The 19,990-nt window shown below is 71.8% G+C and carries 21 protein-coding genes and 1 riboswitch; of the genes, 12 read left to right on the plus strand and 9 right to left on the minus strand.

Going from position 1 to position 19,990, the window contains the following annotated elements:
* The first annotated feature begins 6 nt into the window (after nucleotides 1-6).
* Nucleotides 7-987, plus strand: a complete 981-nt coding sequence (locus AB0J80_RS03340) for a sigma-70 family RNA polymerase sigma factor (protein ID WP_364699783.1) — start codon at nucleotides 7-9, stop codon at nucleotides 985-987.
* Here AB0J80_RS03340 and AB0J80_RS03345 read toward each other — a convergent pair.
* Nucleotides 968-2,320: an L-serine ammonia-lyase gene (locus AB0J80_RS03345; protein ID WP_364699786.1), complete on the minus strand. Its 1,353-nt coding sequence runs from the start codon at nucleotides 2,318-2,320 to the stop codon at nucleotides 968-970. The genes AB0J80_RS03340 and AB0J80_RS03345 overlap by 20 nt on opposite strands.
* 124 nt (nucleotides 2,321-2,444) lie before the next feature.
* A riboswitch (glycine riboswitch) is annotated at nucleotides 2,445-2,541 on the minus strand.
* 31 nt (nucleotides 2,542-2,572) lie between these two features.
* A complete protein-coding gene (locus AB0J80_RS03350) occupies nucleotides 2,573-3,535 on the minus strand; it encodes a GNAT family N-acetyltransferase (RefSeq protein ID WP_364699788.1) in 963 nt (320 codons plus the stop codon).
* Between the two features lie 93 nt (nucleotides 3,536-3,628).
* Here AB0J80_RS03350 and fdxA point away from each other — a divergent pair, with 93 nt between their 5' ends.
* Nucleotides 3,629-3,955: a ferredoxin gene (gene fdxA, locus AB0J80_RS03355; protein ID WP_106127678.1), complete on the plus strand. Its 327-nt coding sequence runs from the start codon at nucleotides 3,629-3,631 to the stop codon at nucleotides 3,953-3,955.
* Nucleotides 3,952-5,046, plus strand: a complete 1,095-nt coding sequence (gene dapC / locus AB0J80_RS03360; protein WP_364700175.1) for a succinyldiaminopimelate transaminase — start codon at nucleotides 3,952-3,954, stop codon at nucleotides 5,044-5,046. Before fdxA ends, dapC begins: the two co-directional genes overlap by 4 nt.
* Nucleotides 5,047-5,147: 101 nt before the next feature.
* Here dapC and AB0J80_RS03365 read toward each other — a convergent pair whose 3' ends face one another.
* Together AB0J80_RS03365 and AB0J80_RS03370 are read right to left on the minus strand one after the other, a co-directional pair.
* Nucleotides 5,148-7,649: a S8 family serine peptidase gene (locus tag AB0J80_RS03365; protein WP_364699791.1), complete on the minus strand. Its 2,502-nt coding sequence runs from the start codon at nucleotides 7,647-7,649 to the stop codon at nucleotides 5,148-5,150.
* Nucleotides 7,565-8,512 carry a DMT family transporter gene (locus AB0J80_RS03370; RefSeq protein ID WP_364699794.1) on the minus strand — a complete coding sequence of 316 codons (948 nt, stop codon included), beginning with the start codon at nucleotides 8,510-8,512 and terminating at the stop codon, nucleotides 7,565-7,567. Before AB0J80_RS03370 ends, AB0J80_RS03365 begins: the two co-directional genes overlap by 85 nt.
* A gap of 108 nt (nucleotides 8,513-8,620) precedes the next feature.
* Here AB0J80_RS03370 and AB0J80_RS03375 point away from each other — a divergent pair, with 108 nt between their 5' ends.
* Nucleotides 8,621-8,743 (plus strand): hypothetical protein, encoded by a 123-nt coding sequence (locus tag AB0J80_RS03375; protein WP_364699796.1) that lies wholly within the window; start codon nucleotides 8,621-8,623, stop codon nucleotides 8,741-8,743.
* 194 nt (nucleotides 8,744-8,937) lie between these two features.
* The gene (locus AB0J80_RS03380; protein WP_364699798.1) at nucleotides 8,938-9,744 is read left to right on the plus strand and encodes an RNA polymerase sigma factor SigF; all 807 of its coding nucleotides are present in this window, start codon (nucleotides 8,938-8,940) and stop codon (nucleotides 9,742-9,744) included.
* 55 nt (nucleotides 9,745-9,799) lie between these two features.
* On the opposite strand, the gene AB0J80_RS03385 is transcribed toward AB0J80_RS03380, so the two are convergent.
* Nucleotides 9,800-10,729, minus strand: a complete 930-nt coding sequence (locus AB0J80_RS03385; RefSeq protein WP_364699801.1) for a diacylglycerol kinase family protein — start codon at nucleotides 10,727-10,729, stop codon at nucleotides 9,800-9,802.
* A 43-nt stretch (nucleotides 10,730-10,772) separates the two neighbouring features.
* Here AB0J80_RS03385 and AB0J80_RS03390 point away from each other — a divergent pair, with 43 nt between their 5' ends.
* Entirely contained in the window at nucleotides 10,773-11,849 is a 1,077-nt protein-coding gene (locus AB0J80_RS03390) for a substrate-binding domain-containing protein (protein WP_364699803.1), read from the plus strand.
* Here the strand turns inward: AB0J80_RS03390 and AB0J80_RS03395 are convergent.
* The 3 genes from AB0J80_RS03395 to AB0J80_RS03405 all read right to left on the minus strand — a co-directional run bounded on the left by AB0J80_RS03395 (nucleotide 11,842) and on the right by AB0J80_RS03405 (nucleotide 14,211).
* On the minus strand, nucleotides 11,842-12,672 hold the full coding sequence (locus AB0J80_RS03395) for an LPXTG cell wall anchor domain-containing protein (RefSeq protein WP_364699806.1): 831 nt from the start codon (nucleotides 12,670-12,672) through the stop codon (nucleotides 11,842-11,844). The two genes, AB0J80_RS03390 and AB0J80_RS03395, sit on opposite strands and share 8 nt — an antisense overlap.
* Entirely contained in the window at nucleotides 12,669-13,436 is a 768-nt protein-coding gene (locus AB0J80_RS03400; protein WP_364699808.1) for a LamG-like jellyroll fold domain-containing protein, read from the minus strand. The genes AB0J80_RS03395 and AB0J80_RS03400 overlap by 4 nt, the downstream gene beginning before the upstream one ends.
* Nucleotides 13,437-13,521: 85 nt before the next feature.
* Entirely contained in the window at nucleotides 13,522-14,211 is a 690-nt protein-coding gene (locus tag AB0J80_RS03405; protein WP_364699810.1) for a hypothetical protein, read from the minus strand.
* Nucleotides 14,212-14,489: 278 nt separating this feature from the next.
* On the opposite strand from AB0J80_RS03405, the gene AB0J80_RS03410 reads away from it, so the two are divergent.
* Nucleotides 14,490-15,089: a DUF4352 domain-containing protein gene (locus tag AB0J80_RS03410; protein WP_364699812.1), complete on the plus strand. Its 600-nt coding sequence runs from the start codon at nucleotides 14,490-14,492 to the stop codon at nucleotides 15,087-15,089.
* Here AB0J80_RS03410 and AB0J80_RS03415 read toward each other — a convergent pair whose 3' ends face one another.
* Nucleotides 15,090-15,890, minus strand: coding sequence for a lytic polysaccharide monooxygenase (locus tag AB0J80_RS03415; protein ID WP_364699814.1), 801 nt, complete (start codon nucleotides 15,888-15,890; stop codon nucleotides 15,090-15,092).
* Between the two features lie 87 nt (nucleotides 15,891-15,977).
* Between AB0J80_RS03415 and AB0J80_RS03420 the strand changes: the two genes are divergently transcribed.
* The 5 genes from AB0J80_RS03420 to AB0J80_RS03440 all read left to right on the plus strand — a co-directional run bounded on the left by AB0J80_RS03420 (nucleotide 15,978) and on the right by AB0J80_RS03440 (nucleotide 19,976).
* A complete protein-coding gene (locus AB0J80_RS03420; RefSeq protein WP_364699816.1) occupies nucleotides 15,978-16,622 on the plus strand; it encodes an SIMPL domain-containing protein in 645 nt (214 codons plus the stop codon).
* A 60-nt stretch (nucleotides 16,623-16,682) separates the two neighbouring features.
* Nucleotides 16,683-17,945: a DUF4407 domain-containing protein gene (locus AB0J80_RS03425; RefSeq protein ID WP_364699818.1), complete on the plus strand. Its 1,263-nt coding sequence runs from the start codon at nucleotides 16,683-16,685 to the stop codon at nucleotides 17,943-17,945.
* Nucleotides 17,946-18,093: 148 nt separating this feature from the next.
* Complete coding sequence (locus tag AB0J80_RS03430) at nucleotides 18,094-18,570, plus strand: 2'-5' RNA ligase family protein (RefSeq protein ID WP_364699821.1); 477 nt, start codon at nucleotides 18,094-18,096, stop codon at nucleotides 18,568-18,570.
* Between the two features lie 54 nt (nucleotides 18,571-18,624).
* Nucleotides 18,625-19,176, plus strand: a complete 552-nt coding sequence (locus AB0J80_RS03435; protein ID WP_364699823.1) for an RNA polymerase sigma factor — start codon at nucleotides 18,625-18,627, stop codon at nucleotides 19,174-19,176.
* Nucleotides 19,173-19,976 carry a hypothetical protein gene (locus AB0J80_RS03440; RefSeq protein WP_364699826.1) on the plus strand — a complete coding sequence of 268 codons (804 nt, stop codon included), beginning with the start codon at nucleotides 19,173-19,175 and terminating at the stop codon, nucleotides 19,974-19,976. Before AB0J80_RS03435 ends, AB0J80_RS03440 begins: the two co-directional genes overlap by 4 nt.
* Nucleotides 19,977-19,990 lie beyond the last annotated feature (14 nt).

Raw genomic sequence — 19,990 nt, forward strand, 5'->3', positions numbered from 1 at the left:
TCGGCCGTGAGCGAAGTTCCGGCGCACGAGCGTGACGACGCCACCTTCACGCGCCTCGTGGAGCCGTTGCGCCGGGAGCTGCACGCGCACTGCTACCGGATGCTCGGCTCGGCCCACGACGCCGACGACGCCGTGCAGGAGGCGCTGCTGCGAGCGTGGCGGGGGTTCCAGCGCTTCGAGGGCCGCGGCTCGCTGCGCGCCTGGCTGTACGCCGTGGCGACGCGGACCTGCCTCGACGCCGTGGGAGCCCGCGGGAGGCGCGCGCTGCCCGTCGACCTCGGCCCGTCCAGCGCCCGGGCGGTGATGGGGGACGTCCCGTCGACGGACGTCGCGTGGCTGGGGCCGTACCCGGATGTCGGTCTCACCTACGAGCAGCGGGAGGCCGTCGAGATCGCGTTCGTCGCCGCCCTGCAGCATCTGCCCGGGAACCAGCGGGCGGCTCTGCTGCTGTTCGAGGTGCTCGGCTTCAGCGTCGCGGAGATCGCCGCCATGATGGACACCTCGGCCACCTCGGTGAACTCGGCGCTGGCGCGCGCCCGCAGAACCCTCGCCGAGAAGGCACCGGCGGCCACCCAGCAGCAGACGTTGCGCAAGGTGGGCGACGCCCGGGTCCGGGAGCTCGTCGCCGGGTACGCCGCCGCGCTGCAACGCGGCGACGCCGAGGGACTGGTCGCGCTGCTCGTCGAGGACGTGACCTGGTCGATGCCGCCCCTGCCGCACTGGTATCGCGGCCTCGACGCCGTCACCGACTTCGCCGTGCGGCTGCCGCTCGGCTCCTGCGGCGCCTGGCAGCACGTGCCGACCAGCGCGAACGGCCAGCCCGCGGTCGCGTCCTACCTGCGCGACGGTGACGCGGGCGCATACCCGGCCTGGTCGATCGACGTGCTCACGCTGCGCGGCGACCGCATCGCCGAGATCACCTCGTTCCTCGGCCGGGAGCACTTCGCGGCCTTCGGTCTGCCGGTCGTCAGCACTCCACGACGGTGACGGCGAGGCCGCCGAGCGACGTCTCCTTGTACTTCGTCGACATGTCCCGGCCGGTGTCGCGCATCGTGCGGATCGCCGTGTCGAGGCTGACGCGGTGCGTACCGTCGCCGTTGCGGGCCAGCCGGGCCGCGTTGATCGCCTTGACGCTGGCGATGGCGTTGCGCTCGATGCACGGCACCTGCACCAGCCCGCCGACCGGGTCGCAGGTCAGGCCGAGGTTGTGCTCCAGCGCGATCTCCGCGGCGTTCTCCACCTGTTCCGGCGTACCCCCGAGGACCTCGCACAGCGCGCCGGCCGCCATGGCGGCGGCGGAGCCGACCTCGCCCTGGCAGCCCACCTCCGCCCCGGAGATGGAGGCGTTGCCCTTGATCAGTACGCCCACAGCCGCCGCCGTGAGCAGGAACCGCACCACCCCCTCGTCGTCGGCCCCGGGCACGAACCGCGTGTAGTAGTGCAGCACCGCCGGAATGATCCCGGCCGCGCCGTTGGTGGGGGCGGTGACCACGCGGCCCCCGGCGGCGTTCTCCTCGTTGACCGCCAGCGCGTACAGGTTGACCCAGTCGAGGACGTGCAGCGGATCGGTGTCCGGGCGGGCGACCAGGTCGCGCCACAGCGCCGGGGCCCGTCGGCGTACGCGCAGCCCACCCGGCAGCACACCCTCGGCCCGCAGCCCGCGCTCCACGCACCCCTGCATGACCGCCCAGATGTGCAGCAGCCCCGCCCGTACGTCGGCAGCCGGCCGCCAGGCCTCCTCGTTGGCGAGCATGACCGCGGAGACCGGCAGCCCCTCCCGCCGGCAGATCTCCAGCAGCTCGGCGCCGGAGCTGAACGGGTGGGGAACGGCGGCGGTGTCGTCGCGATCGGCGCGCACGCCGTCCTCGACCACGAAACCGCCGCCGACGGAGTAGAAGGTGCGCTCGGCGAGCAGCTCCCCGGTGGCCTCCCACGCCTGGAACCGCATGCCGTTGGGGTGGTCGGGGAGGCTCTGCCGGCGGTTCAGCACCAGGTCGGCGTGCGTGTCGAACGCGAGCGGGTGCTTGCCGGCCAGCAGCAGGCGTCCTTCGGCCCGGATGGCGGCGACGCGTTCTGCGACCCGTACCGTGTCGATGGTTTCCGGGTCCTCGCCGCAGAGGCCCAGCATGACGGCGGTGTCGGAGCCGTGGCCGCGCCCGGTGGCGCCCAGCGAGCCGAAGAGCTCCGCGCGTACCCGGAAGACCAGGGTGGGATCCGCCAGGCCGGAAGCGAACAGCTTGGCGGCCCGCATCGGGCCGACGGTGTGCGACGACGACGGGCCGATGCCGATCGAGTAGAGGTCGAACGCGCTGATCGCCACGGAAAAAGGCTCCCTGTGCTCGGGTGGCCTCCCCGCTCTGTCATGGGACCTGAGAGCTTCACCGTCGTGGCGACGGTTTGCACCGTGGGTGCGGGACATCGGTGTCCCGGCTTTCCAGAGTCGCCTGACCGGAGCGGTATCTGTGCCTGAGAGATTCTCGGGGAGGAGTTGCTCCTTCGGCGCCCCGGACCTGCGCCCGGGAGCTCTCCCGCAACGGTTCGTGCGGCGCGATCTTCATTTGTCCTGCCGAAGCTACCAGGGCGCTTCGCGGGTGAGGTAGGTGTGGTGGGTGGTGAAACCCATCTTCTGGTAGAGCGTCACCGCGGGGGTGTTGCGCTCCTCCACCTGCAAGTATGCCCTCGCCGAGCCCTGTTGCACCGCCCAGTGCGCCACAGCCCGCACCACGTGCGCGCCCAGCCCTTGCCGGCGTGCGGCCGGGGCCGTTTGCAGCAGCGACAGTCCGAGCCACCGGTCGGGACCGCTCACCGCACCCCGGGCCACCGCGAGCAGCTCACCGTCGGCGTCGCGCACATGAGCGAAGACCGCATCCGGTACGCCGGTGAGAATCTGTCTCGCCGGCGCGGGCAGGGTGCCCTTGTGCTCGGCGACCATCGCGTACCAGTCGTCGGTGGGGGAGTCGGCGAGCTCGACCGTCGGCAGGTCGGCCCGCGCCGGCAGGGTCTCGAGAAGCGCCGCCACCCGCGCGGTCTGCACGAGGGTGAGCGGGCGGGCGGTCCAGCCCCGCTCGTCCAGGGCGGCGTTGACGGGGGCGGCGAGGGGCATCGGGGTGTTGATCAACGCTTGCTGCCCGCGGGCGGTGTACCACTGCTCGACCGCGTCGATCGCGGCCTCGAGCGTGCGGTCCGGGTCGCCGACCGGCAGGGCGGAGTTGGCGCGCCCGGTCCAGTTGCCGGCCGCGCGCAGGATCCAGTCGCCGAGGCGGGCCTGCACCGGCGCGGGCCAGCCGTCGTTGGCCGCCAGCTCGAGGGCCACCACGTCGGCGGCCGGGGGGCGGCGCGCGGCGGGCACCCGCTTGGCCCGGTGCACGTCCTTGAGCGGCACCCGGAGCGTGCCCTTGGCGGTGGCGAGAGTGAGATCCGTCTCCGTCAGGTCGACAAGTTCGCCGAGGGCGTCCGTGTAGAGGGGGCGATCGTGGGAAACCCCTACAATTCGGCGGACGACCACCCGGTGTCCCACATCCTGCCGTCGGAGCACACCCCACCTCCCTCCGGCGAGATACTAGGCTCTGCCCGTACCGTCGCGAAGCGGCTGGGCTTGAGACGGCTTGGCTCTGGAAGGGAAAGACCCGTGACATACATCATCGCTGAGCCCTGCGTCGATGTGCTTGACAAGGCCTGCATCGAAGAGTGCCCGGTCGACTGCATCTACGAGGGCAACCGGATGCTCTACATCCACCCCGATGAGTGCGTCGACTGCGGGGCCTGCGAGCCGGTCTGCCCGGTGGAGGCGATCTTCTACGAGGACGACGTCCCGGAGCAGTGGAAGGACTACACGAACGCGAACTACGAGTTCTTCGAGGACCTCGGCTCGCCCGGCGGCGCGTCGAAGGTTGGCAAGATCGAGAAGGACGCGACGTTCGTGGCGGCCCAGCCGCCGCGCGGGGATGCGCACTGACCGTGCTCTCGGCATCACTGCCTGACTTCCCCTGGGACCTGCTCGAGCCGGCCAAGGCGGTCGCCGCCGCGCACCCGGACGGCATCGTCGACCTCTCGGTCGGCACGCCCGTCGACCCGGTCGCGGCCTCGATCCGGACCGCCCTGGCCGGCGCGTCCGACGCGCCGGGCTATCCGCTGACCGCGGGGACCCCGGCGCTGCGTGCGGCGATCTCGGCCTGGGTGGCCCGAGCCTGCGGCGCTTCCGGTACGCCGGGAGTGCTGCCCACCATCGGCTCCAAGGAGCTGGTGGCGTGGCTGCCCACCCTGCTCGGCGTCGGCCCCGGTGACGTCGTCGTCATCCCGCAGGTGTGCTACCCGACGTACGAGGTCGGGGCGAAGCTGGCCGGCGCCGAGGTGGTCCGCAGCGACTCGCTGACCGCCCTCGGCCCGGACCGCCGGGTGAAGCTCGTCTGGATCAACTCCCCGGCCAACCCCAGCGGCCGGGTCCTGCCCACCGCCCACCTGCGCAAGGTGGTCGACTGGGCGCGCGAACGCGGCGTGGTCGTGGTCAGCGACGAGTGCTATCTCACGCTGGGCTGGGAAGAGACCCCGGTGTCGGTGCTCTCCGACGAGGTCAGCGGCGGCGACCACACCGGCCTGCTCGCCGTGCACTCGCTCTCCAAGCGCTCCAACCTCGCCGGCTACCGGGCCGGCTTCATCGCCGGCGACCCGGCCGTGGTCCGCGAGCTGCTGGCGGTCCGCAAGCACGCGGGCATGATCGTCCCGGCGCCGGTGCAGGCGGCGATGATCGCGGCCCTGGGCGACGAGTCCCACGTGGCCGAGCAGCGAGCCCGCTACGAGGCCCGGCGCACGGCGTTGCGGGCGGCCCTCACCGGGGCCGGCTTCACGATCGAGCACTCGGGTGCCGGGCTTTACCTGTGGTCGACCCGCGGCGAGGACTCCTGGAAGACCGTCGACTGGCTCGCCGAACGCGGCATCCTGGCCGCACCCGGCGCCTTCTACGGACCGGCCGGCGCCCAGCACGTCCGGATCGCCCTGACGGCCACCGACGAGCGGGTCGCGGCGGCGGTCGCGCGGCTCGCCGCCTGACCCCGAGCGGGGTATCGACGACGGCCTCCTGCTGGTCGGCGCGGCCGTCGTCGCCGTGCTCCTGAGTCGCCGTCGGCACTAGCCCTGCGTGGGTCCCTGTCTCAACGGTGCCAGGTGCGGGTGGCCGTGGTGGCGACGTTGCCGAGGTGGTCGTACGCGCGTACCTGGACCTTCATGGTCTTCCTCCGCTTCTTGGTGTTGAGGCTCAGGATGTACGCGGCGGTGGCGTCCTTGGCGACCACCTTGCCGTCGACGACCAGCTCAACCCTGGCGATGCCGTTGCCGTCGGTGGCCTTGACGTGAACCTTGACGGTGCCCTTCACCCTCGCCCCGTTCTTGGGGGCTCTGGTGATCGAGACGGTCGGCGGCTTATTGTCGGCGGCGACGATGCGCGCCGGCAGATTTCGTGACTGGCCCCAGCGGTCGGTGACCTTCCAGGTGAGCGTGACCTTCCCCGTGTACGTGCCGGTTCTTACCGTCAGCGCGTACGGTGCGTTCTTGTCTGCGCCCACGTACTTGCCGTTGGCCCACAGTTCGGCCTTCGCCACACCGCTGGCGTCGGTGACGCCGGCGACGGTGCTTGTGAAAGTCCCTCGGACCTTCGTGCCGCCGGCCGGTCCGACGGACCCGCCGGACGGTGGGTCGTTGTCGGCGACCAGCGTACGGGTCAGGTACGTGTAATTCCCGGCCTTGTCGACGGCGTCGAGGTAGATCGTCGAACGTGAATCCACGGGCACCCTGCCCCGCCACAGGTTCGTGCCGGCCACTCTCGTGAGCGTGCTGAACGTGCCGTTCGCCTGAAAGACCGAGTAGATGTAGTCGATGTCGTTGTCCGGCACAGCCACCGTCACGGTCGCTCGGGATCCATGGATGGGTTCGGTCGCCGTAGGGCTTTTGAAGGTCATCGTGGGCGCAACCGTGTCGGCCTGGACTGTGACAGTGATCGGGTCGGCGTTGCCGGCGTAGTCGTAGGCGACGACCGTCACCGGCAGCGGGCCGTTGAAGCCTGCAGGCGGACGGATCTGGACCTGGGTGCCCGGAAGGCGTGTCGACGTGACGACCGTTCCGCCGATGACGTAGTCGATCCGCTGGATGCCGTGGTCGTCGGTGGCTTGGGCGATGGCCGGTACTCCGCGGGCCGGAATGAGCTTGCCTTCGACCAGTCCCGGTTTGACGAGTTTCGGGGCCGTGGTGTCGGTGCCGCCGAAGTCGTAGACCACCTGCGCCGCGTTGACGATTCGAGGCTGGTGAGCGTAGGTGCCGGTAGTGGGAAACGGCGCCGTGCCGCGGATGGCCGCCCGCACCTCGTCGGCGGTCGCCGTGCGCTTCATCGAGAAGCCGAGCGCGGCGACACCCGCCGTGGTCGCCGTCGCGCCGGAGGCGCCGACGAGGGAGGAAATCCGGCCGTCCAGGCCCAGCGCCGCGGTGGTGTAGGCGCTCGCGTCGACCCACTGGTCCGTCGAGGTGTTCTTGACCGTTCCCGCCTGGCTGACGGCCAGGACCGAGTCGTATGCCGCCGGATACCGCCGCGCCGTCGAGCCGACATTGCCGGCGGAGGCGACGACGAGCGATCCCTTGGCGGCCGCGTGGCCGACAGCATCCTCCAACAGGCGGCTCGGCGTTGCCGTGCTCACCGAAAGATTGATCACCCGGGCGCCGTGGTCGGCTGCCCAGACTATGCCGGCGGCGACGTCCGCCGTTGTTCCCTGATGGCCCGTCATCGCCCGGACGGGCATGATCGTGCACATCGGGCAGACACCCGCCGTGCCGATGCCGTTGTCCGGCTGCGCCCCGATTAGGCCGGCGACAAGCGTCCCGTGGCCGTCGCCGTCCGTGGGGTCGTCGTCCCCGTCCACGACGTCATGACCCGGCGTCAACCGGTCGGCGCCGAGGTCCTCGGTCGGACTCACTCCAGTGTCGACGACAGCGACCTTGACGCTCTGCTCGCCCTTGGTCCATGTCCAGGCCTGCAGAACCTGCTCGGTATGCCAGCCGAACGGTTGCATCTCACCATCTGCTTCCACGACACCACCGCGCTCGGCGTATCGCACACCGGTGGTGGCAGTAAGCGTGGCAAGGGCCGCGTCGACCCGACCGGCGGGCACGTCGACGGTGATCGCATCCATGCCGGCGACCCGGTGGTCGCGTTCCACGGCGTCGCCGAGGGCTTCGATCACGGCGGTGGGGTCGGCGCCCTCGGCCAGTCCCACGTCCAGCCGTACGGCCTCGTCGGCGGCTGTGGCCGGGGAGGCCGGGCCGACGGTCATCAAGGTCGCCCACAGAAGAGAGGAAGCGGCGACACGTACTGCCAACCCGGTCCCCGGCATGATCGATACACCCCGCATGAAACGGGACCGTATCGACGTGAGTAACTTCGAGTCAAGATCGGCATCGAGGGAACGAGGCCGAACTCCGTGCGGCGAGGCGATCCGGCCCCGGGCATCGCGACTGGCTGCGCGGCGTGCCGGCCTCGCGCCACTCCGCCGATGGGGTGCGCCGCTGGGCGGTTCCCGCGGGTTCAGGCCGGTGCCGGGCGGTCCTCGGTCGGGTGGAGGGCGGCGACCGCGGCGAGGATCAACGCTCCGCCCAGCAGAGCCGACCACGGCAGGCGCTCGCCGAGGAACAGGGCGGCGAGCAAGGCCGCGGAGACCGGTTCGAGGAGCGTGGCCACGGTCGCGGCCGAGCCCGACGTGGTGCGCAGGCCCGCATAGAGCAGGCCGTAAGCCAGCGCCATCGTCGCCACCCCCAGATACACCAGGAGTGCCAGCGAAGCCGGCCGCGTAGCCACGACGGGCTCGTGGTTCGCCGCGGCGAAGAGCAGGAAGGGGGCGAGGGCCACCGCGCCCGCCGCCGTGGCGCAGGTGGTCAGCGCCACGGGTTCGACTCGCTGGGCGAGGGTGTGGCCCAGCACGGTGGTTGCCGCGTACGTGGCTCCGGCGGCGACCGCCAGGATCAAGCCGAGGCCCGGTGCGTCTCCCGGCGCCGGGGTTCCGTGTCCGGCGGTGAGGCTGATGAGGATGAGTCCGGCCAGCGCTGCCGTCAGGACGACCGCCTCGCGGGGTGAGGGCCGGGTGCGGGCGCGCAGGTGCTCCCACACCGCTGCCAGGATCGGGGCCAGGCCGAGCGACACCACTGTGGCGACGCTCACTCCCACCAGGAGCACCGATACGAAGTAGAGGCCCTGGTACGTGGCGGTGCCGCAGCCGACCACGATGGCCAGGACCGGATGGGTGCGCATCGTCGCCACCGTGGCCCGCAACCGGCGGGTCAGCGCGGCGAAGGCCACCAACGTGACCGCGGCGAGGACCATCCGCCAGGCGCTGACCGTCATCGCGCTGAGGCCGTCGCGGGAGTGCAGCAGGGTGACGACCAGGCCGCCGGTGCCCCACAGCACTCCGGCGGCGCAGACCTGCAGCAGGCCGATGCGAGCACGGCGACCCGCGGACTCCCGATTCGCCACATCCACCGCGCCAACCTAGCGGCGTGGGTGCCGGGCTGCCGGGAATTATGTGCCGCAACCCAGCTGCTGCCGGGCGGCCACCGGACTGCCGATGCGGGCGGCCAGACTCGGGGCATGGTCGTGATCAGCACCTGGAGTGCCGACGAGAAGCCGCCTTCCCGGGTCGCGGTCGCCCTCGAGTTCGTGGCCGTGTGGGCTGTGCATCTGCGGCGTTCGTACCGGTTGATCCGCGGATAACAACCGGTACCGCCGGCCCTGTCGGCCGAGTGGATACTCCGCCGTTCGGTCTGGCTCTTCCATCCGTTCGGAGGAGTTTGACCATGGGGGGTGAGTGGGCATGACTCCGGCGACCCGCGACAGGCCACCGGCCGGCCGCGGGTCTGCTGAACCGAGGGGCCGCTTCCGGCGGCCGGATTCGAAGGAGCTCGTCCATGACCGTTCTCGCCGCCCCTGTCGACAGCGCCCCCGCCGCTGCTGATGTCTCGGCGACGACGGACCGCGCGAGCGAGCTGATCGCCGCGCTCGCCGCTCTCCCCGCCGGGCACCCGTCCCGGGCGACGACGCGCGACCGGGCCATCGAGGCGTGGATGCCGCTGGCCCGGCACCTGGCCAACCGGTACGCGGGCCGCGGTGAGCCGCTCGACGACCTGATCCAGGTGGCCGTCGTCGGACTCATCAAGGCCGTGGACCGCTTCGAGGTGGACCGGGGCGTCGAGTTCGCCGGCTTCGCGATCCCGACCATCGTCGGTGAGCTCAAGCGCCACTTCCGCGACCGCACCTGGTCCATCCGCGTGCCGCGCCGCCTGCAGGAGCTGCGGCTCGCGATCACGGCGGCGAACAACACGCTCAGCCACACCTTGGGCCGCTCGCCGACGGTCGCCGACGTGGCCGAGCACCTGGGCGTCACCGAGGAAGACGTCCTGGAGGGGCTGGAGGGTTCGCGGGCGTACAACGCGACGAGCCTGTCCACGCCGATCAACGCCGACGGCAGCACCGAGCTCGCCGACACCCTGGGTGGCGAGGACGCCGGCTTCGCCGAGGCGGAGACGCGGATCGCCCTCGGTCCGGCCCTCGCGATGCTGGACGAGCGCGAGCAGAAGATCATCACGCTGCGCTTCTACGGCAACCTGACCCAGTCGCAGATCGCCGAGCAGGTCGGCATCTCCCAGATGCACGTCTCCCGCCTGCTCACCAAGGCCCTCGCCAAGCTTCGCGGCCAGCTGGACTTCGCCGCCTGAGAAATCTGACCGCGGGTGGACGGCAGTCGCCGTCCACCCGCTGCCGTCTGCGAGGTCAGCGGTCCACCGTGCCGGCCGGGGCCATGATGCGCAGCGCGTTCGGGTCGACGCTGATCCGGATCGGGGTCTGCCCGCACGGCTCGCCGTCGACCTCGACGCGGGCCGGCCGGTCCGTCTCCAGCCGCAGCTCACCCACGGCCAGGAACGGTTCCTCGCGCAGCGTGCGGCGGTGTCCGGTGGCGGCGTTGCGGGCCGTCTCGCGCAGCAGCCGCAGCCGGCTGCCGTCACCGACCGGGTAGGCCACGAGCAGCCGGTCGTCGGCGTCCGCGTCGGAGGTGATCGGCCGTCCGGCGTGGAAGCCGCCGTTGGCCACGTACAGCTGGTGGGTGAGGAACTCGTGCTGCCGGCCGGCGGCCCGCAACCGGGCCCGCAGCGGCCGGTGCCGGGTGAGCAGCGCCAGCGCGGTGATCGGGTACGCGAGCCGCCCGGTGATCCGCTTCAACCGCCGCGGCGCATTGATCATCACGTCGGCGGACAGCCCGACGCCGACATGGTTCGTGAACGCCATGTCGCCCGCGAGTCCGAGGTCGACGTCGATCACCGTGCCGTCGGCGAGCGTCGCCACCGCCTCCCCGAGATCGAGCGGTACGCCCACCGTACGAGCGAAGTTGTTGGTCGTGCCCATCGGCAGCAGGCCGAGCGCAATGTCCCGATGCGCCAGCATCCGCGCCGCCGTGCTGATCGTGCCGTCCCCGCCGCCCGCCACCAGCAGGTCCGGTTCCCGCCCGACCGCGTCGGCGAGGCTTCTCTCCAGCTCGCCCGGCTTGTGCACGGGGTGGTCCGCCAGCAAGGTGAAGCCGGCGGCGAGCAGCCGCGCCCGGGCATCCTGGTAGAGCCGGCCCCCGCGGCGCGAGTGCGCGTTGACGACCAGGGCGGCCCGCCGCTCGCTTCGAATGGCGTCACTGAGCTGTTCTTTGGTACGCATCGGTGCCGAGGGTATCGGCCGTACCGGAGAAGGGACTGGAACGATGCGTAAGGGATCAGCCTTCCTCGCCGCGATGGGTCTGCTCGTCACCGGCGGTGTCGCCGCGTGCGGTGGCCCGGACGACTCGGCGGTGGGCAGGGTCGGCGTCATCCTCCCGGACACGAAGACCTCCGCCCGCTGGGCCACCGCCGACCTTCCCTACCTGCGGGAGGCGTTCGCCGCGGCCGGCGTCCAGGCCGACATCCAGAACGCCCAGGGCGACAAGGGACAGTTCCAGACCATCGCGGACGGCATGATCTCCGCGGGGGTCAAGGTGCTGATGATCGTCAACCTGGATTCGGGTACGGGCAAAGCCGTGCTGGAGAAGGCCCGCAACGCCGGCGTCGCGACGATCGACTACGACCGGCTGACCCTCGACGGCGGTGCGAACTACTACGTGTCCTTCGACAACGTCCGGGTGGGTGAGCTGCTCGGACAGGGGCTGGTCGAGTGCCTGGCGGCGAGGAAGGACGGGAAGCCGGTGATCGCGGAGCTCAACGGCTCGCCCACGGACAACAACGCCACGCTCCTCAAGCAGGGGTACGACTCGGTGCTGCGGCCCAAGTACGACTCCGGCGCGTACCTGCGGGGCCCGGACCAGTGGGTGCCGGACTGGGACAACGCGCAGGCGGGCACGACCTTCGAGCAGATGCTGACCGAGAACAACGCGATCAGGGGCGTGGTCGCCGCCAACGACGGGCTGGGCAACGCCGCGATCGGGGTGCTGAAGAAGTACAAGCTGAACGGTCAGGTGCTGGTGACCGGCCAGGACGCGACCGTGCAGGGTCTGCAGAACATCCTCGCCGGCGACCAGTGCATGACCGTCTACAAGGACATCAGGAAGGAGGCCAACGCGGCTGCCGGGCTGGCGATCGCGCTGGCCGAGGGGAAGCAGATCACGACGGCCACCGACGTCACCCGGGACTCGGTGGCGGGCCGGGACGTGCCGTCGGTGCTGCTCACGCCGCAACCCGTCGGCCGGGACGGGATCAGCAAGGTCATCGCTGACGGTTTCGTGACCGAGGAGCAGCTCTGCACCCCGGAGTTCGCCAAGTACTGCGAGGAGGCCGGGATCAGGTGACCCGCCGGCGGGCGATCCGGCGGGCGACCAGGCCGAGGGCGAGCAGGAGGCCGCCGGCCGCGGCGAGCGTGGCGGTGGGCGTACCCGTGACCGGAAGTTCTTCGCCCGCGCCCACGCCGGCCGCCGGGCCGGTCGTTGCGCTCCGCGTCGGCGTCGGCGTCGGCGTGGGCGTCGACGTGGGCGTGGGGCTCGGCGTCGACGTGGGCGTCGGGCTCGGATCGAGCGGCGGCTCGTCGTTGACGGTGGTGCGGATGAAGTTGCCGTTGGCGCGGATGTCGGCCGTCGGCAGGCTCAGCTTCTCCAGGGTGAGCGAGCCGTCGGTGCCCCGGACCACCGCCGCCCCCGGCCCGGCGAAGAATGCGGTGACCCGCTTCAGGCCCCCGCGCGCATCCGCCCACTTCTTGCTCTGCCACCGGAAGCCGATGGTCTGGAGGGTCCCCGGTTCCGCGTCGGCAGCGGCGACGGCGACGGGCGTCGTGATGGCCCGGCCGCTGTACGCCGGCAGCACCCCGGGGAACTCGCACCACGCGATGTCGTGCCCGGCGTCGGTCGTGTACCAGCAGTTGCGGTAGCGGCGGGCGAAGTCCAGCCGGTCGTCGAGGTCGAGCTGCGCCACGAGCCCCGCGACCGGGCGGTCGTCCATGCTGATCACCCCGAGCGGGGCGCGCACCACGTCGCCGCGGCGGACCTCGTACTGGACCTTGCTGGGCCACTCGTCTTCCTTGATCTCGGTGACCGCTTCCAGCTTGGCCGGGTCCGGGGGTGCCGCCGGCGCCCCCGCGAACGCGAGGGCGACGGTCACGGCGAGGTGGGCGACGGTCACGAGGATCCTCCGATGGCGACCCAGACGTCGTCGAGCACACCCTGGAACTGGTCGTTGTCCCGGTACGCGCCCTTGCCGCCGATGCTGAGCGGGATGCCGTTGGACACGGTCAGTCCGGCCGGGATGGTGGTGCCGCCGCGCCGGCGCCCGTCGACGCGGATGGTGAGCGAGCTGCCCTTGCGCCGGCATTCGAGGGTGTGCCAGGTGTTGTCGGCCACCGTGATGCCGCTGCGGGCGATGTGGACGTGGCCTTTCGCGTCCACCATGGCGCAGCTGGGCTTGCCCGCCTTGCCGTCGATCTGCAACTTCCACTGGCTGCCGTGGGCGGAGTAGCCCTTCTGGACCACGTTCTCGCCCTTGGTGGTCTGGTCGGCGGCGAGCAGCACCGAGGCGCCGAAGCGGATCGGCCGGCGGCCCGGGTTGAGGTCGGCTGCGTTGCGGGCGCGCAGCGCGATGCGCGGGCACGGCTCGTGGCGGCACGGCGGCGGGAACATCAGCGCGGCGCCGTCGCCGTGCGAGACGGCGGTGAAGGCGCCGCCCTTGCTGCTCACCGGCTTCAGCGGCTGGTCGCCGCCGGCGAGGTCGAGGAAGCCCGGCCTGGCGGGCTCGTCGAAGGTGTAGCGCACCACCTCGGTGAACGAGGTGGTGGTGGTGGTGGCGTCGGCGTGCAACTGGGACGAGGCAGCGACCGTGGCCGCCACGGTCGTGGCGGCCAGGATCGCCGCGGTCGTCCGGCGCCGGCGCCGCTTTCGATCATCAGTCATGTCCGAATCATCCCCTTAGGGCTGATTCTAAGCAGCTTTGGCGGCGCGGTCGAACGGCCAGGAGGTAGTGGCCGAACGGCCGGGGCTAGGCGGCCGGCTCCACCTGCTCTTCCGTCTCCTCTTCGGACTCCTCCGCGACCTCTTCCTCGCCGGGCGATTCGAGCTCGCCGACCACCGGCACGTCGACCCACAGGGCGCGGAGCTGTCCCTGCATGAACGACGTCAGCCGGGACCGGTAGTCGCGGTCGAACTGCTCCAGCGACTCGATCTGCTGCTGCAGGGCCTCGCGCTTGGCGCCGAGGCTGCCGACCGCGTCCTCGTACCGCTGGTGGGCCTGGAGCCGCAGCTGCTCCGCGTGCTCCTGGGCCTCCTTGGCGATCGCCTGGGCCTGGGCGCGCGCCTCGGAGACGATCTGGTCGGCGCTGCGCCGCGCCTCCTCGGCCTGGCTCCGCACTTCGCGTGCCGCCTTCTCCGACGCGGCGCGGGCCTCGGCGAGCACCTTGTCGGCCTCGCGGCGTTTGTTCTGCGCGTGGGTGTCGGCGTCGTTGGCGATCTTCTCGGCCGCCGCCTGCGCGTCCGTACGGATCTTGTCGGCCTGGCGGTTGGCGATGGCGATGTGCTCCTCCGCCGTCCGCTGCGCCAGCGTGAGCACCTGCAGGGCCTGGTTCGGGTGCATGGCGCCCGGGACTATCAGGGGATGTTCCGAGGTCGCGCTGTCCGGGGAGGTTCCGGCAAGGACGGCCTTGAGGCGGTCCTTGATCTGATTCTCGGTCACGGTCACAGTCGGCTCCCGTAGGTGGTGGGTGGTCGGCAACCCGGGGAGGGCGACCCGGGCTCACCATCGGTTCATAACGGGCGAAGGCGGTAATTCGGCGCGGCAGTGAGACGTGGTTCGCCGGACTGGCCGCCGACGAAGCCGACCGGACGGCGGGGGGTGGCTGTTCGGGCCACAACTTGGGCGGATTAGGACCAGTTTGGTAGGGAGCGTGGCCGGGTCCTCGGGTGGTTGATCCGGCCACGCTGCACGTCCACATCCGACAAGAGAGCGCCTCCATGTCGTACGAGCGGATCCGGCGGCACCGCCGCGCCGCGTCCCGCCCCGACCCCCGTGAGCTCTGGCCGTGGATCGCGGGAGCGCTGGCCGTACTGATGATCGCGGGGTTGGTCGGGCTCTTCGCCGTCATCGGGGTGATCGCCAACTCCGTCTCGGCGGCCCTCGCGCCGGTTCCCGGCCGGGCGACGCGTCAGGAGGCCGTCGCCGGCCGGTTCAACGAGGTCGTCGCGGACGGCACGTTCCAGTTCGCCGTGACCGGCATGCGCTGCGGCGCCCGCCGGGTCGGCAGCGACGCGTTCGGCCAGAAGGCCCGCGGCGAGTTCTGCCTGGTGGCGGTCACCGTGAAGAACATCGGCTCGCGCGCCGGGATGCTGGACGGGCTGTCGCAGACCGCATACGCCGCCGACGGCTCCGCGTTCCCGAGCGAGGCCGGCGCCGCCATGTACGTCTCCCGGCGTGCGGGCGTCCTGGAGCGCATCGACGCCGGCGCCCGGGTCCGCGGCACGCTGGTGTTCGACGTCCCGCGCGGCACCCGGCTCACGTCGATCGTGCTGCGCGACTCGCTGCGTACGCGTGGAGTCCGGATCCCGCTGCGCTGATCAGCCCTCGGTCAGCGGCAGCCACAGCGCGAGGGTGTTGATCGACGGCTCCCACGTGCTCAGCGACGAGTGCGCCTGGCGGCAGGTGTACCGCACGCCGTTGTGGCTGACCTGGTCACCGAGCTTGTAGTCCACGCCGGCGGCCCACTCGGCCGCGTCGTGATGGTGCTGCATCGCTTCCGGGGCGATGGGCGGCGGCACCTCCCAGTTGTACTCCTGCTGCGCCGGAGGTTCCGACTTCGCGGGCGGCGGCGCGGACGAGGGCGCGGGAGCGGGCGCCGGCCCGCCGCTGCCGTTGATGTCCAGGTCGACGCAGTTGTAGAACGCCCGGGGTGTGTCCCCGATGTTCCAGACGGCCAGCACGGTCTGCCGGCCGCTGAAGCCGCTGAGGTCCACCGTGTGGCTCACCGTCTCGCCCGGCTGCGCGTTCTGGCCGTCCACGGTGGCGACCTGCTTGTCGCCGATGTAGTACTCCCAGTTCGCGGTGCGGTGCCGGGCGGTCAGCGACCACGTGAACGTGACGCTGGTGCCGACCGACTTGGCCGGCCACGGCTTGCTGTTGTCGGAGAGCGCGGCGAACTGCGGCAGGCCCCCATCGCAGGAGCGCAGGCCCTTGGCCCCCTCGACGCTCTGCGGCTCGTACTGGATCGGCCCGCAGTTCGGCACGGCGCCCTGCTTGCACAGCGCCTGGCGGCTCGGCGGGTCGGAGATGTAGCCGTGCGCCTGCGCGGGTCCGCCGACGGCCAGGGTCGCGCCCACGACCCCGAGCGCCACCAGCGGGTAGGCGATGGTTCTGCGCATGATCCGAGCTCCCATCGTGTTCGAGCGGTCTCCTGCACGACGAGGACGACGGCGGCGAGGTTCACGGATTCCGGCTAGGTTCTGGGGATGGTCGAGCAACCCATGGTCGTCGTCCGCGGCGAGGCCGTCCGCGAGGTGCCGCCGGAGATCGCGCTGTTCACCGTCACCGTGTCCGCACGGGACAAGGACCGGCAGGCCGCGCTGGCCCGGCTGGCCGAGCGGGCCGCCGAGCTGCGGACCGCGCTCGACGACTACGCCGAGGCGATCGAGCGGCGGGAGACGAGCGGGGTCCAGGTGCGTCCCGAGCTCAAGCGGGGCGGTGAGCGGGTCTCCGCGTACGTGGGCAGCGTCAGCACCACGGTGACGGTGACGGACTTCGGCGTGCTCGGTGAGATGCTGCTGCGTCTGGCGAACGCCGAGCAGACGGCGATCTCCGGCCCGTGGTGGCAGCTGCGCGCGGGCAGCCGGGCCGGCGCGGACGTCCGCCGGGAGGCCATCACCGACGCGCTGGGCCGGGCCCGGGAGTACGCGGCAGCCGTCGGCGCGGAGGTGGACCGCCTGGTCGAGATCTCCGACGAGGGGACCGGTGGCGGTGGCGGGGGCATGATGCGCGCGGCCTTCGGTGGCATGGAGTCCGCCGACCTGGAGCTCGACGTGGATCCGCAGGTGCAGACCGTGCATGCCGCGGTGGTCGTGCGGGTAACGATCAGTCAGCCGCAGACGCTGTCCTGAGGGCCGGGCGATCCGTCCGTTTTGCCCGCGCGCGTCGCTGTCATGAGTAAGACTCGCATCATGCGCCGCTTGTTGCTCCGGATCTCCAACGTGAACCCGGAAAGCGTCACTACGTACTCGGACCGGGTCCTGTACAGCGCCATCGGCTCTTTCATGGTGCTCTATTTCGTGTACGCGACGGTCGGCGGTGCCGCGTTCGTCGACGCCAGCGCGAACTACACGCACCCGTGGTGGCAGTGGCTGGTCGGCCCGCTGGTGGCCTCGGGCGTGGTCGCGTACGACCGCGCGGTGGTCGGCCGGGTGTCGGTCAACTACGAGAACCTGGACTCGCCCGACCCGAAGGATCTGCTGCGCAGGCCCACGTTCGGCCTGTACGCCGGCCGCATCTGCCTGGCGCTGCTCTTCGCGGTGATCATCACCGAGCCGCTCATGCTGGCCCGCTACAAGGGCGAGATCGACGCGCGGCTCAACGACGTGCACAACCAGGAGATCAGCGTCATCGAGAACGGCGGGGCGATCGGCGCGTACGACGCCCGGCTGGCGCAGCTGAAGAAGGAGACGGCGGCCGAGGACGCCGCGGTCCAGGCGTTGAACAAGCGGGCCGCCGAGAAGCGCGCCGACGCCCGCAAGCTCTACCAGCAGGCGATCGCCGACTCCGAGGGCGACGGGGTGTCGCGCAAGGCGGGCTGTCCGGACGGCGGCTACTGCGACACGCTGGTCAAGCGGTCCCGAGGGCTCGACGACCAGGCCGCGGCGCTGGATGCGCAGGCCGCGAAGCTCCAGGACTCGCAGAAGCCCGCCCGGGACTCGCGCGCCGCGGAGGAGGCGGACCTCACCCGCAAGATCAGCGAGCAGCGTACGGTCAACGCCGAGGCGATCCGCGCCGACGCCGGGTTCGGTGCCCGTACCAAGGCCATGTGGTACCTCATCAGCACCGACTTCTACGGCATCGGCCTGTTCTACATCGGTATCGCGCTGCTACTGGTCGCGTTGGACTGCGCCGCCGTCGGGCTCAAGTTCGCCTCGCACGGCAACGCGTACGAGCGCACCGAGGCACGCTGCGCCCGCCAGACCGAGCACGAGGCCGCGATGAGCTACGAGCAGGGTCTGCGCGACGCCCGCCGGTACGCGGAGGCGGCAGCGCGCGTGATGGCGGAGAGCATCGGCCGCGCCTCGCACGATCACGAGCTGGCCGACATCGCGATCGAGAAGGCCCGCGCCCACCTCTTCGACAGTGTGGCGGGCTCGCCGGCGGTGCCGTTGTCCCCGGCGCCGCTGATGAACCCGCATCCGTACGGCGACGTGGACTCCGTGCGGGCATAGTGCAAGTTGCACGAGCGGGCTACTATTTCACTCCGGCGCACCGCCTGCCCACGCTCTGTTACCGGCGGCAGCGCCGGACCCGAGGAGGAGCGGCGGGGGTGACGAGCAATCGTCGCCACCGCCGTGACCTGGGCGTACGGTCCTGATCATGCGGACCGTCGAGCTGCTTCTCGATCCCGTCCTGGAGGACCTGGTCCGGGCGGTCTGGCGGCGCCTGCACGACGCCGGCTTGCGCAGCCTCGCGACGCACACGCACCCCACGAACCGCCCGCACGTGACGCTGGCGTCGGCCGATGAGCTGACTCCTGCGGTCGCGTCCGCGCTGGCCGGCCTGCCCCTCGACGTGGCGCTCGACGACGTGGTCCTGCTGGGCCGGACCGTGGCCTGGCGGGTGCGCCCCGACGACCGCCTCCGTGACCTGCAGGCGGCGGTGTGGGCGGCCCTGGACGGCACCGAGCGCAACCCGTGGCACGATCCGCTGCGGTGGACGCCGCACGTCAGCCTCGCGCTGCGCGTGCGTCCGGAAGATCAGAGCCGCTACCCGCGGGAGCTGGGCATCGCGCGGGGATGGTTCATCGGGGCGCGCAGCTATGACTCCGAATCCCGCTCCATCACCTCCCTATGACCCAGGTCACAGCGGACGGAGAACCGGAGGGAGGTGGAGATCGTCTTCCCTGGTGTGAGACGAAGCCTGGACGCGGTCGACGAGGAAGAGCTCGTACGCCGCACCGCCGCCGGTGACCGGCGGGCGTTCGACGAGCTCTACCGGCGGACGTCACCGTGGCTCGCCGTGCGGCTGCGCCGACGGTGCGCCGACGACGACGTGGTCGCGGACGTGCTGCAGGAGACCTACCTGGCGGTCTGGCGGGCCGCCGGCGGCTTCGCCGGTTCGGCGGCCTCCGGCAGCGCGGTCGGCTGGCTGTGGACCATCGCCGCGAACCGCCTGGTCGACGCGTTCCGCCGGCGCGCCCGGCACGCCCAGGTGCCGGTGGTGCCGCTCGCCGAGACGGTCGCCCCGGCCGCCGAGGACGAGGTCATGGCCGGGCGCGTCGGCCAGGAGATGGAGCAGGCGCTGCTGCGGCTGCCTCCCGAGCTGCGTCAGGTGCTGCGCGCCATGGTGCTCGACGGTCTCTCCGTACGGGAGACGTCCCTGCTGCTCAGCGTGCCGGAAGGCACGGTGAAATCCCGCGCACGGCGGGCCCGGATCGCCCTTCGGGAGGCACTGTCATGACCACCCACCCGCACCCCGCCGTGATCACCCGCTACGCCGAGGGCGGCAGCGGCCTCGACGATGCCACGGTCTGGTCCGTCGAGGTGCACCTCGAGGGCTGCCCGGGCTGCCGCTCCCGGCTGGCCGGCACGGCGACGGACGACACCCGGGCGCTGCTCGACCGGGTCGCCGCCGGGCTGGCGGAGGGCATCGAGGCCGGACCGGATCCGGTACGCCCACCGCGGCCGTGGTCGGCGGTGCACCGCCGCTGGCTGGTCTGGGCGCTGCTGCCCTGGCTCACCATGACGGTCGCCGTGCTCGCGTGCGCGTTCGTGCTCGCGTCGGTCAGGCCGGAGGTGCCCTCGCTGGTGCTGCTGCTCGCGCCGGTGGCACCGCTGCCCGGCGTGGCCGTCGCCTGGAGCCGCCGCGCCGACCCGGCGTGGGAGCTCATCGCCGGTACGCCCGCCGCCGGCCTACCGATGCTGCTGCGGCGTACCGCCTCGGTGCTCGCCGTGGTCGTACCCGCGCTGGCCCTGGCCGGGGCCGGCACCGGGGTCTCCCTCGCGCTGGCGCTGCTGCCCTGCCTGGCCTTCACCGCCGCCACGGTCGCGCTGGGCGCCGTGGTCGGCGTCCGCCGCGCCGCGGTGGGTCTGGGCGTCCTCTGGACGCTCGCGGTGGTCCTGCCCAGCGTCGCCACCATGCACCTGCCGGTGGTCCTGCGTCCGGGCAGCGTCCCGGCGTGGGCCCTGGCCACCGTCGCGCTGGCCGCCTTCGCGGCGAGCCGCGCCAGCGGCTTCCGCCGGCTGTCCAGCCACAACTGAGCTATTGGAGGATC

The sequence above is a fragment of the Actinoplanes sp. NPDC049548 genome, from assembly GCF_040676695.1.
Classification (GTDB): Bacteria; Actinomycetota; Actinomycetes; order Mycobacteriales; family Micromonosporaceae; genus Actinoplanes.